The following is a 13,354-nucleotide window of genomic DNA, read 5'->3' on the forward strand; positions in this document are numbered from 1 at the left end:
TGAAACCATTTAATGGAGTGGCAACTAAATATCTACAGAATTATATGAACTGGTTTATGGTCTTGGAACGCATAAAAGAGAATAACCAACGTCTCAAATCCTTTGCCTACTATGCCCTTGCTGGACAAAATGCATGGCAAATTTGGAAAACAACAACTGAATCAGTCATATAGTAGAATATAGCCTAGACTAATAATAGTATATAATTATATACTTTAATAGCATGAATAAGTCTGATTGTTTTATTGATAAAAACGTTGCTAAACTTTAGAAAGAATAGGTGTAAAACAAAAACCAGCTACATTTCTGTAACTGGTTTTATCATTTATTTACTTGTGCTGCTTACCGATGATCGCTACTATAAAAATTCTAGTAGTAGTTCATACTAGGTAACAGTAAGGGGGAAAAGACAACTAATTCATTGATTGAACTAGTTGCCTTTATGGTTATAATTATTTTTTGATTAACCGTTCTGTTTTGACATTACCATCTATGTAAATTTTATAGATGTATATACCATTTCTTAAAGAAGATAGATCTTCTGTAAAAGTAGAATCTCCTTTAGAAATGTTTTGATCTACAAGGGTTCGTACTGTTTTTCCAGAATAGTCATAAAGTACTATTTTTAAAGCGCTATTCTTTTTAGAGTTTACACTAATATTAACCTGATCAGAGACTACAGTAGGGTATAGATTAGCCGAGATAGAATTTGTAGAACCACAGTCTGATACAAAACTCCATACAGCACTTACTCCAGGGATATCAGTGATCTCAGCATACCATTTATTTTTGTATACTTTCCCTTCATAGCTTACAAATTGACCAGAAGCTGAGTATACTTTAGCTTCCCATGCAGCAACATCTCCACAAGCTCCTCCAGTAGTTTTCTTCTTAACAGTAAAGGTTGTATTGCTTTCTGAGGATAAACCTTCGCCATCAGTAGCAGTTATTTTAAAAGTAACTTGCCCAAAAGCAGTAGGAGTCCAGTTGGCTGTATATTCTCCAGAAGGACTTTGAGTAGCAGTAACTGCAGTATTGTTTACTGTAAAAGCAACATTACTAATGGATACATTGTCATTTACTAATGCTTTTAATACAATACTAGCCAGTTGAGATTGCTCTATAACACTTGAATTAGCAGGCGAAACTCCAGTTATTGAAGGTGCTGTGTTCTGACCTGTTTTTTCTCGTACAGTAAAAGTGATTTTGTTTTCTGTAGTTTTATTGTCATTATCTATAGCTATAGCAGAGATAGTAACTGTTTGGAATGCAGTAGGTGTAAAGTCTGCAGTATATCGATCTCCTGTTTTTGTAGCAGCTATAACAGTGTTATTGTGCTTGAAAGAGAAAGATTGTACAGTACCGTCACTATCAGTTGCAGTGGCAGTCAATGTAACTGTTGGTAGTGTTACTGCTTCTATAATCTGACCCTTTGTTGGTTTCTCCCAGTTAACAGTGGGAGCAGAGCTAGGTGGCCCAGTACATTCTTTTACGAGCTCCCACATACTGGCAACTCCAGGTGTACTACCGTTTGGTGCATACCACTTGTTTCTGTAGATTGCATTATTATATCTTACATAATTATCCTTGTCTTTATAGATTCTAACGTTTATCCATTCTGGAATTTCATTACAATCAAGATTAGTCCCATCCCAAATGATTACTTTGTTGGTAGCAGTTGCCGTTTTTCCATTTTCAAAAGTTGCATTAGAAGTCATAATATGACTTCCGTATCCACTAGGTGTCCATGAAAAAGTAGCACCATTGAATGTTTGAGTACCAATAGTTGTTGTAAGTGTTTTTAGAACAGAATTTTTCTGATCTACTTCTATATTTACAGCAATGGGAGCAAAGGTGTTTTGCAGAATTAATTGATTGTTTGTTGGAGACACAAAGGTAATTGCAGGTTTTTGTGCACATGGTTCAGCGGTAAAATCACCTCCAGAATTACCAGCATATTTAGTCATATCTTTACAACCACAGTCAGATAAATCATTTACACCATCCATATCGGTTCCGATATTATAGATCCCAGTAAAACGTTCGTAATATCCAATTCTGTCAGCTACTTGTCCTTTTTCTGAAGCACCTCCGTGTCCACATTCGATACCTCCATTGATAATGTTTACAGTCATTCCTAATCCAGGAACTCTGTTTTTTTCGATATCTAATTCATTAGGAATCCAAGTGTCTGCCATCACTGTATGTGCAGATGGTTTTGGGTATTGAGGTGTCATCCAGAACCAGATAGCTGTTTCAAATGCTAAAGCGGAGTCCTCAAGTACTTTGCCTGGATTATCTAATAGAATTTGTTTGTCACCAAAGATAATATGACTGGCAGCTCCATAGTTAAAGTTATAAGAAAGTTGGATAGGACCTCTTCCTTTGTATGACTGACCAGGTGTTGCAGGGTAGTGAGGATCGTTTGCAGCTACATAGGGAGCATCTGTTTTTTCTTCATTGAAATGTAATCCCCAAGAGAATCTTCCTCCTGGTGCTGTATCCCATCCTCCTGTAGTTTCGTGAGAGATATTTGCAAAAAAGGCAGAAAGTTCTCTTTTTCTAGTTTCTAAAGTTCCTTCTTCTAGAAATGAAGCATAATCAACATTATCTATAATGATTTCTTTTTCTAAGTTTCTTGGTGCATCAAAGTCAATATCGGTTCTTAGTAATAAAGAGGCTCCAGTAGTTTTGTCTGTACGAGTTATTCTGTATGCGTTGGTACCACACCTTCTTTCAAACATTACTTCGATATTCTTCATTCTCTTAATAGCTTTTATAAATGCATCATAGCTATAAAAATCATCTTTAGGATCTATTACATAAATGTCTCCTACAAGTTTTGACCCGAATCTGTGTGGGAATAAAACATCCCATTGAGCTCTAGATACTAGTGGGTGTTCTCCTTCTGGAGCTGTAGTGGTTTTAGAAACAGTAAAGTTTACTGTTTGCTCTGCAGTGGCATTTTTGTCATCTGTAGCAGTTACTATCGCTGTTTGTGCACCAAATGCTGTTGGTGTCCAAGAGGCAGTGTATTGATTGTTTACTAAGACCGCTGTCAGTGTTTGCGTTCCTATTTTAAAGGTTACAGAAGCAATAGTTCCATCAACATCACTAGCTTCTGCAATAAGAGTAATTGCATTAATTGTAGCTTGTTTGATATCTTGCTGTGTTGTAGGTGCTATAAAGTTTACTACAGGAGCCTGATTAGTTGTATCCACTGTTTTAGAAACAGAAAAAGCTACTGTTTTTTTGGTAGTGGTTTGTTTGTCATCAGTAGCAGTAACAGTTAGTGAATAGTCACCAAAGCCTACAGGTGCCCATGTAGCAGTATATTGGTTATTTACTAATGTGGCTGTTAATGTTTGCGTTCCTATTTCAAAAGTTACTGATGCTACTGTTCCATCAACATCACTAGCTTCTGCAATAAGAGTAATCTCTTTTGGAGTATCTTGCTCAATTTTTTGTTGTGCTGTAGGAGATATGATACTTACAACAGGAGCTTCATTGGTATCTATAACTCCAGTTGCAAAGGCTTTATTGATTACATTGGCCAAAGGAGCTTTTGTTGCTGGGCAGTATGGGTATTTTCCTATTTTTTTGGTTTCAGGACCAACTACGAAATCACTAAATACTTCCCAAACGATACATCCTGCTAGTTTTTTGTTTTTGATATATTCTGCTTTTAAAGATAAAGAGCGTTCATTATCATAACTTAGGAAAGAGTTAGATGTTTTATGAGTTAGGTAAGGTACTTTTGCTGTATCATCCCAGTTTTCTGTCCAGTTTCCTGAAGCTAATTCTTTTAAGATTGTTGTGTAGTAAGGAGTTCCTTCCATGTCTTTAAAATTAACAAGGTCAGAGGCCGAATCTACAGGTCCATCTACTGCAAATACTTGAGGAGTTTTTTTGGTTTTTCCACCTAATGTTGGGCTACCTTCTGTAGTAACTGCTCTTCCGTAAAATGCAACTCCTAGGTTTACCTTTGATAGATTTACATTTAATGCTGCTAATTTTTTGTAGGTTGCATCTAATGAAAAATCTTGATATTCTGCTTCTGGGTAGTCATATAATGGGGAATTATGTCCAGCTTTGTTAGACCATCCACCATTAAAATCATAGGTCATCATGTTGTAATAATCCATGTATTTATCTAGCTCAGCCCATTCTAGACCTCCTAATTTAGAAGGAGAGGCAGACATAGCAGCAGTTATTAATTTGTTTGGCCCAATGGCAGCTCTTATTTCTTTTACTAGGGTTGTAAAGTTTTTATAATCTGCTACTGATCCAGTAAAGTTCATACCGTCAAACGGCCCTGGGTATTCCCAGTCTAAATCGATTCCATCAAATCCGTATTCGTCGATTAATTTTTTGCAGTCTGCAACAAATCGGGCTCTTTTGGTAACATCTGCGGCCATCTCTGGAAAATGTTTACACATACTCCATCCACCAATAGATGCCATTACTTTTACGCCATTTTCATGCGCTATTTTAAGCATACTAGCTTCTAGGTATTCTTCTAAAGGCCAAGTTCCTTGTTCTCCTGTTGCTGTTTTTACCCATCCTTTATAGGCTCCTTCTGGATGAGGCTCGTATCCTAAAGCTCTTAGCTTCTCGTCCCAGCCCCAAAATTCTTTTGGCTGGCCTAATACTAAGGCCTTATCATGGCTACTGTTGGCATCAGGATGTAACATGTCTCCTGGTTGTTGTATTTCTCCAGAGGCATAGATTTTTGGATTTCTTAAATCTCCACTATGTAATGATCCGTCTGTTGCTACTCCAAAGAATGAAAAGTTAAGAATGGTATATTGTGAATAATCTATATTATAGTGATTCAATGATTTTGCAAGGACATCAAATTTTGGACCTTTCCATGCGTCCCAATTAGGAACATACCCTATTACTTGTTTAGAATGATTGGCTGTTGTGTGGCTTCCTCCAGAGTTTATCTGAGCGATACTGGTGTAGCCAAGAATAAAGACTAGTGCCATGACCAGCTGTTTTAAGCCTTTCTTATAAAAAGGCTTCTTTATTATACATTTGGTTGTTCTGTTCATAGTAAAATGAATTAAGTTGAGTTTAAAAATTAATTTAATTGTTAACACGTTGCCAATTTTATTGGCTGAGCGATCTAATTTGGATGTTCATGTAGTTTTGGCAAAATAAAATATACGAAGGGTGTACTTTTATCCATGCATAACATCGATATGTAGATTAATGACTTTATTTACAATAATGTATTTACGCTCGAGAGAGGCGTGTTTGGTGTTGTAAATGCTAATATATTGTTAAGATATGTTAAGGCCTATTACTGTCAAATAGAATAAAGACCAGTATGCATTATACATTGCAGAAGTAACCTATAACGACACTAATATGTCTGATTATCTGATTGATAAAAACGTAGCTAAACTCTGGAAAGGATAAATTTATTCTTTAAAACAAAAACCAGCTACATTGCTGTAACGGTTTTTATCATTTATTTACTGGTAATCGCTACTAGAAAAATTATAGCGTTAGCCTGTACTGAGGGGCAGCAGGGAAGAAGGTTTTATTACTGCTATTATTAATATTCAGGAGATGATTTATAATAACGAATGTATTTCTCTATAGAACTGAACTTACCTATTATAGAATTTTATCTACAACGAAGCTTTTCTTTTTAAATTTATCTCAGTCTTTTAAAAGCTTGTAGTGTATGAATGAGCTTTGCTTTTAAATTCTTTATTTTTTAATTATTTTTTGTATCCAATTTTCTTTCTCTCATTGGATTCAGGTGTGTCTAATTTTTTATTGAGTTCATCAAGATAATCAAAGACCAGCTCTATATTTTTACTGTGATTGGTAAGTTTCTTTTTTATTTCTTCGATTTCTAGTTGTACACTTAGAGTATCGGTTAGGGTTTGTCTTATTTGGGTAAACACTCTAATAATCTGTATGTTGACTTTTATGGCTGTAGGACTATTGAGCACGCTAGATAACATGGCAACACCTTGTTCTGTAAATGCCATCGGCATATATCTTGTTCCTCCCCAATTTGAGGTGCCAAATTGGCTCCTCAAGTTTTCGAACTCTTCTTTAGGCAGTTCAAACATAAAATCTTCAGGAAAACGCTCAATATTCCTTCTTACTTGTCTTTTTAGTTGTTTAGTCTCTACCTCATAAAGTTCTGATAGATCACTGTCTAAGATTATTTTTTGATTTCTAATTAGGTATATTTTACTAGTGATTATCTCGTTTGGAATAATTATATCGTTACTCATTCTTTAAGTTTTTAAATTCTTTATTTTTTTAATTATTTCTTGTATCCAATTTTCTTTCTCTCATTGGATTCAGGTGTGTCTAATTTTTTATTGAGTTCATCAAGATAATCAAAGACCAGCTCTATATTTTTACTGTGATTTGTAAGTTTCTTTTTGATTTCTTCGATTTCTAGTTTTACACTTAGATTATCAGTTAGCATTTCTCGCATTTTTACATAAGTTTCTATAATTTCAACACTTACATCGATTGCTTTATCACTATTTATAACATTTGCTAACATCATTGTTCCGTGTTCTGTAAAGGCATAGGGTAAAGACGGGGAGAACTTTAGTTTTTGGAGGTGGTCGCAATTTGCGACTACCTGATCTTTTTCTACTTTAGTCAACCGGAACATGAAGTTTGAAGGAAAACGCTTTACGTTTCTTTTTACTTGCTCATTAAGTCTTTTAGTTTCAACTCCGTAAAGCTCTGCTAAATCCCTATCAATGATTACTTTTTGATCTCTTATTATGAGTATTTTACTCATAATTACCTCTTTAGGAACTATTGCTTTTTCGCTCATATTGATGTAAAATTAGTCTAGTTTGGTAATTTCTTCGTTGCTTAATCCTGTAAGTTCTGTTATCTCGGTTATAGTGCACCCTTTGGTTTTCATTGCTTTTGTCATTTCTTTCGCTTTAGATAAGCTAAACAGGTAAAAACGGATATCTTTCTGTTATCATATATGGTTTGTTAGAGAGGTGATATGCAATATTACAGCGCACAAGTACCATTTTTTGAAACTGGCTAAAAAAAAATAAAAAATATGAGAATTGTATTCTGATCTACTAAGAAGAAGGGAGGGTTTAATTTGTTGGTTCTTTGCTTTTATTACTCGTACTGTTTACTCTTACCCGCCAATCTTTGACGCCACGAAGCATAGCTTCGCGGTAGCGGGAGCTACCGTTATAATTACTACCACCAAACAAAACAAAGACCAATATGCACGATATATTGCAGAAGTGATCTATAACGACACTAATATGTCTGATTATCTTATTGATAAAAATGTAGCTAAATTCTGGAAAGAATAAACAACTATACTTTATCAAACATAAAAAATCCACAACATTTTACTGCTGTGAATTTATTAATATACCACTTTGATCATCCTTATTAATAAGTCAAAACTTTTCGGAATTGATTGGCAGGACTGCTTTCTTTTACATAAAACCCAAATTTAAAACCTACAACTTCTGCATAGACAAAACTTTGAAGAGTAATAGCATATTCTATAGGAGCACCTAACTCCTTCATTATACTAATCATGCGATACATTTTAGTTTTTGAGACTCCTATCTTTGTTGCAAATTCTTCTGGTGACCCTGTTGCTTCTAAACGGATCAATTGATCAATACGTTCTATAAGCTTTACTTGTTTAATAATACTATTCATAATAAATTGCAGATTAAAAATGAGTGTACTTACGGTCATTCTTTAATAGCAAGTATGAGATTGGTTTACGTAGTTTAGTCATACCCATTATCATTTTACATTGGGGGATTAATAATAAACAGGTATGATGTAATAAAAATTAGGATGAAAAATTATCTTGAATTTATTTTTTCAAATGTAAGGGGAGTGATTAGCTAAAAACAAGGAAAACAGGTCTTGATTTATCAAATTAGATTCGTTTTTTATAACGTAAAAATCTACAAATGAGGTTTTTGTGAAATGTTTTTGGTTTCTTTAAACTTTGTTGGTGTAACTCCTGTATATTTCTTAAAAACACTATAAAAAGTACTTACATGATTAAATCCCACCTCATAACCGATTGCAGAGATTTTATATTTGTCAAAATCAGGATTAGTTAATAACGTTTTAGCTTCTTCAACTCTATATTCATTAATATAGTCCGTGAATTTTTGACCCGATACCTGATTTATTAATCCAGAAAGTGTGGATCTGTTTGTTTTTAATTTTTTTGCCAAGGAATCTAGTGTTATATCTTGATTTCTGTAAATATGTTCTTTTTCAACTAAATCCTTAAATTTTCTAAATATTGGGTGTTCTTCTGTGTATTCTTCTGCATTACGATTATTTAATCTTTGAGGATTCTCATTTGAAGAAATTTCTTTAAGTAATTCACTAATGGCTTTACGATCTTTTGCTAGTTTAAATTGATATAACCCTCTGTAACCAATCCAATAGAACATGATAGATATCCCTAACCATATTGGATAATAGAGTTTTAAACCTCCAAGGCTAAATTTTGTCGCTAATGAATAAATTACCACCCAAATAAGACACAATATAAGTCCCGATCTAAGAAGAATATTTAACCATTTAATATTAATTTTAGGGTTACGATTCTTTGCTATTTTTAACTTTTTATATGCTAGAAAACCAACAGACAAAGCAATAATAAAAGCAAGATATTCCTCTGATATATAAAATATTTCAACCCAAAAAGGATAGTTCTCCGTAGGATTACGAAAAATATTAATTAATATATGTGTAACTGAAGAAGCTAAAAATGGTGTTATTAAAAACCAAAGAATATGCTTTTTAATCTTATCGCTTACATATTCGTAGACATACATATAAAAAGTTATAGGAAATAATAAATGCCAAGGAAGATAAAACAGGTTAACTTCTTCATATTGCGTTTCTAAACCAATATCTATTAACCAATAATATAAGTTATTTAACGATAAAGAAATAATTGTTAATGCTAAATATTTGTTAGCCCTATCTTTAAAAGCTTTCGAGGTTAAAACAACTATACTGAATAAAAACCCTTGCACTATACCAGCAAAAATTATAATATTAAAGAAGTTAAAGTTTAAATTCACTGATAGTTGTTATTTCAAATAAACATGTAAAAACTGTACTTATTATTTGAAACAAATATCCAAAAATAAAAGCCAATATTTAATAGAATTATCAAATATTGGCTTATAATCAATGTCTTTTTTTTGATATCTCAATGATGCTACTAAGAATTAATTAACATACTGGATATCAAAAACTTTCCATTTATTGTCTATTTCATAAAGAGAATAGCTAATCTCTTTTATTTTTGAACCTTTATCAATCGCAACAAAACTTACCTTTGCTTTTGAGTTATTTACATTTTCAGTGATAGTATAATTAAAATACTTAAACTGATTCGTGAATTTCTTATTATTTCCTAGATTATGAAGAACTGTAATCATCTCTTTCCATTGTTTTTCCACATCATGAGACTCAGGAAATTTTTCAAAGACTTTATCTAAATCAATATATTTCTTTGCCTCTTCAAAATTTAATACTGCTTCAGCAGCTTGTAACTTTATAACTGACATTAAAGGTGTTTCCTTAAGTGTTTTATTTTGTCCTTTACATCCTAAAGATGTAATAGAAATAATAATTATTATAATATATCTCATAATTTAATTTTTACCGAAGTATTCTAAATAAGGTTTAGCTTGAACATTTTTTGGACCTTTTATTCTTTTTGCATTTTTTGTTTTTAAAGCTGCATTATATAAATTATTTGGAGCTACAACATCAGTCGCTTTATAACCTAATGTTCTCAGTGTCCAACCAGGGTTTATTCTTTGCTCTGCATTAATCTGATTTTTATTGTTTAAAGCTGAGTTAGCAACTCTTTGCGTAAAAGTAGAACAGTTATTATTACAAGCATTATAGCTGTTTTTATTACTTATTTCTGTTTTAGCTGTTTTTTTTGCCGCTTCATCTTGAGTAAATGTCGTTGACAATTGAACAATACCATCAGCAGATCTGCCTTCTGTATGAACATTCCCGTTAACTTGAGTAGTAACATCTGTATTAGTTAAATCACTTAGGCTTTTTATCTGAATTCCTTCTGAATAACCAGGTTTAACATCATCTTGCATCTCTAAATTACCAACTGGATCTTTAGGCCATAAATCATAATATGTGAATGTACCATCTTTAACTTGTTCTGTTACAATATTTCCATTCGCATCGAAAATGTCGTTACCATTTGTGTCTTTTTTATTTTGAGTTTTATAGTTATCTATCGCTATACCCGCATGACCTGTCTCTCCATCTTCTGAAAACCAAGTCAATATATAAATGTTATTACCATCGGGATCTATAACATTTATAGGATTATTAATAGCGTAATTATAAGGAGACCATTCTAAATAACTATCTGCGTGGTTATCAATATTCATCCACCTACCAAGTGCTGCATCATAGTTTCTAGCATGAAAATCCAACCATTCAAGTCCAAGTTCGTCTTGTTGTTCTTTCCCACCGAACTTTAATAATTGCGCTGTAGAGTTTCCTAAAGAAGATACAGAACTGTTATATCCTTTATGAGTTAATCCAAAGGGATAATAATTCGATTCTTCTACAATCTCAGGAGTACCTGCATCATTTTTAGTATAACTTAAACGTGTATTCCCTAAATGGTCTTTATAATTGTACACATATCGATATCCTGTACCATTTGGTGTTGCATATCCTTCGGGCGTGCTAAAATACTGGAGTGCACCATTCTTATAGACGTAGTTACCTGTGTAGGCGGTTATAGCTTTAGGTTTGTTGGGTTCTGTTACAATCTTTTTTTGCTTTACTCCCGTTGCATCATAGATGTAACGTATATATTTTCTTGCAGCATCTACATTTATACGTGTTGGTAGATTTAAATGATTATATAGGATTCCTCCTATATCTTTATTAAAATCCATATATAAATTCCCATTGGCATCATATCGGTAATCTTCTTGAGCATTTGTGCCATCTTTAAATCCGTAGGATTTATTACCTGTATCAACCACCTTTTGTAGCTTGTTACCTTCATCATAATGATAGGTAAGGATATCCATATCTGTATAGTTAGTCCCATTTTGAAAACCGTTTCGGGTTAGGGATTTTATATTACCCATCTTATCATAGGTAACATTACTCAGGTTGTAATTAGTGGTATTGCCTGTAGCACTGTTAATTCTATTTAATGCATCATAAGAATAGGTATACCATCGTTGTGTATGATCATTGGCAGTTTTCCACTGGGTTTCGCTAATGTTTCCGTTATACAGGGCAGTAGCCCCATGTTCTGGTGCATTATAATTGATCTTAAATCCAAATAAATCACCGTTGTCTGTAGCTCCGTTATTGATCGATTTCAACCAGCCTTGTATATTATAGTCATAGGCTATATTCTGTAATCCTCCTCCTACTGATTTGGATGCTAATTGCCCCAAGGCATCATAGGTGTTTGATACGATTAATTCTCCTGTTGTTTCTTGGCTTCTAATTTGAGCTGAGAAATTTTTATTAACTGCTCCAGAAAAATTAAATCCATTAGCTAGTAGGATTTGTTTTTGTGCTATATGATTTTGAGTTTCTGTAACAGGAGTTGATATTGTTATTGTTTGGGGTGGAGTAGGCAGATTATTAGTATTGGTGGTACAGTTGATACCAGTCTGATCTTCTATACACTGTCTTTGTGTGAGAAACCTACCCATATGATCATACGTAAAAGTGTCTATAGTTACAATAGGAGTATTGGTATCTTTGGTATGTGTTGTTTTGGTTTGTTTCACTTTACCTATAAAGTCTAATTGCGTTTCTACAACATCAGTAACGCTAAGGTACTCATTTTTACTTGCAACATAAATAGCTCGTCCTTTTTTATCATAATAACTTACTGTCGTAATCCAGTCATTGGTATCTAGAACTTTTATTTTACTTCCTGTAGGTAATGATTTGGTAGTGTTTACAGTTGGTTCCCCATAAACGGTAGTGGGTTGTATAAAAGCTTGTGCAGGAGTAGTACCTAAGAAATCATAATCATCATAATAATTAATGGTTAATACCTCACTAGTAGTAACTTTTGGGTATCCTCCATCATCATAATGCATAGATATACCTCCAATAGTGTTAACATTTTTTTTAACGACCCATAGGTTTGTGGTAAAATTAGTGGCTTCTGTTTGTAACTGAATTCTTGTCTTACCAGTAATTTTTATTTTACCTGTATAGACTACTCTGCCAAAGGCATCATATTTGGTAAAGAGCCATTGATTTTTTTGTTTTAAAAAGGTATCTTGAACCATCACTGGCTGATTCAAATTATTGTATACAATATACTCCCATCCTTTACCAGGAACCTTCTTTTCTATCAATCGATTTCTATAATCGTATTTGTATTGGTAACATAACTCTGATAGCTCTATAGTAGATACGCCATCATTGGTAGTTACCTTAGGTGGAATGACATAAGTAAGGTTACCATAATCATCATATACATAATACGTATCGTGAGTTATGCCAGCATTATAGGTTGTTTTTAGAATTACTCTACCTTGTTTATCTTTATACTCTTTGGTAGTATGGTCATTAGGATGCGTCTGTCTAGGCTGCCAATTTTCATCTTTAGTAGAGGTAATATAAAGCCCATAGGCTGGATAATGCCCTCTTTGTACCAATTGGGGGTATTCTGTATTGTTACCAGTGAAGTTTACTTTAAAACATACGATCTCTTTGGATGCATTGGTATCCCACCCAAATTTGATAGTATGATCTGTATCATTAGTAGAATCTGCTTTCCATGCTGTCCCAGGAGCAGCTTGTTCCAATATACGATTTAGAGGAGAGGATTCAAAAACACTTTCTGAATACGCATTAATATCTGAGAGGTTAATTACCCCAAGGAAATCATCGGCATAGGTATTCTTATAATACTGGTTAATATCAGTATTTATGTTTACACTCTTATAACTCCCAACAGTATTATTCGCTTCAAAAGGTAGATATTGTTTACCTTGCCTGCCATAGGTATCGTAAGTTATATGGGTTACAATATCTTTACCAGCTGGTGAAGCTTTGATCGCTCGTTGCTGTATAGACCTACCCAATCCATCAAAATAGGTCACACTCTCAATTGTCTTATCAATATCATTGATATTCGAGCAATTCACGTTCTCTAGCTCTGCAATGGTCACAGGAGTTTGAGGTGCTGTGGTATGTACATAATTCTTATCTGATAATACTACCTGAGCCTGAAGATTTACCCCTAGTAGCACGATGATGCTATATATAAATTGTTTTTTCATTTTCTATGTTGTTATAT

8 protein-coding genes are annotated in these 13,354 nt (G+C 33.5%); 1 reads left to right on the forward strand and 7 read right to left on the reverse strand.

Features of this window, described 5'->3' with window-relative positions; translation table 11 throughout:
- Window positions 1–452 precede the first annotated feature (452 nt).
- From CVD18_RS00005 to CVD18_RS00015, 3 genes are all read right to left on the reverse strand, one after another.
- Window positions 453–4,991 carry a glycosyl hydrolase family 18 protein gene (locus CVD18_RS00005; RefSeq protein WP_158250355.1) on the reverse strand — a complete coding sequence of 1,513 codons (4,539 nt, stop codon included), beginning with the start codon at window positions 4,989–4,991 and terminating at the stop codon, window positions 453–455.
- Window positions 4,992–5,735: 744 nt separating this feature from the next.
- Window positions 5,736–6,263 carry an ORF6N domain-containing protein gene (locus CVD18_RS00010; RefSeq protein WP_103863395.1) on the reverse strand — a complete coding sequence of 176 codons (528 nt, stop codon included), beginning with the start codon at window positions 6,261–6,263 and terminating at the stop codon, window positions 5,736–5,738.
- Window positions 6,264–6,295: 32 nt separating this feature from the next.
- A complete protein-coding gene (locus CVD18_RS00015) occupies window positions 6,296–6,790 on the reverse strand; it encodes an ORF6N domain-containing protein (RefSeq protein ID WP_233194436.1) in 495 nt (164 codons plus the stop codon).
- Between the two features lie 286 nt (window positions 6,791–7,076).
- On the opposite strand from CVD18_RS00015, the gene CVD18_RS00020 reads away from it, so the two are divergent.
- The gene (locus tag CVD18_RS00020) at window positions 7,077–7,337 is read left to right on the forward strand and encodes a thermonuclease family protein (protein ID WP_103863397.1); all 261 of its coding nucleotides are present in this window, start codon (window positions 7,077–7,079) and stop codon (window positions 7,335–7,337) included.
- A gap of 82 nt (window positions 7,338–7,419) precedes the next feature.
- Here CVD18_RS00020 and CVD18_RS00025 read toward each other — a convergent pair whose 3' ends face one another.
- The 4 genes from CVD18_RS00025 to CVD18_RS00040 all read right to left on the reverse strand — a co-directional run bounded on the left by CVD18_RS00025 (window position 7,420) and on the right by CVD18_RS00040 (window position 13,337).
- The gene (locus CVD18_RS00025) at window positions 7,420–7,698 is read right to left on the reverse strand and encodes a hypothetical protein (RefSeq protein WP_103863398.1); all 279 of its coding nucleotides are present in this window, start codon (window positions 7,696–7,698) and stop codon (window positions 7,420–7,422) included.
- A 257-nt stretch (window positions 7,699–7,955) separates the two neighbouring features.
- Complete coding sequence (locus CVD18_RS00030; protein ID WP_103863399.1) at window positions 7,956–9,098, reverse strand: AraC family transcriptional regulator; 1,143 nt, start codon at window positions 9,096–9,098, stop codon at window positions 7,956–7,958.
- A gap of 150 nt (window positions 9,099–9,248) precedes the next feature.
- A complete protein-coding gene (locus CVD18_RS00035) occupies window positions 9,249–9,674 on the reverse strand; it encodes a hypothetical protein (protein ID WP_103863400.1) in 426 nt (141 codons plus the stop codon).
- 3 nt (window positions 9,675–9,677) lie between these two features.
- Entirely contained in the window at window positions 9,678–13,337 is a 3,660-nt protein-coding gene (locus tag CVD18_RS00040; RefSeq protein ID WP_103863401.1) for a DUF6443 domain-containing protein, read from the reverse strand.
- Window positions 13,338–13,354: the final 17 nt, after the last annotated feature.

Source organism: Aquimarina sp. I32.4 (assembly GCF_002924285.1).
Lineage (GTDB): Bacteria > Bacteroidota > Bacteroidia > Flavobacteriales > Flavobacteriaceae > Aquimarina.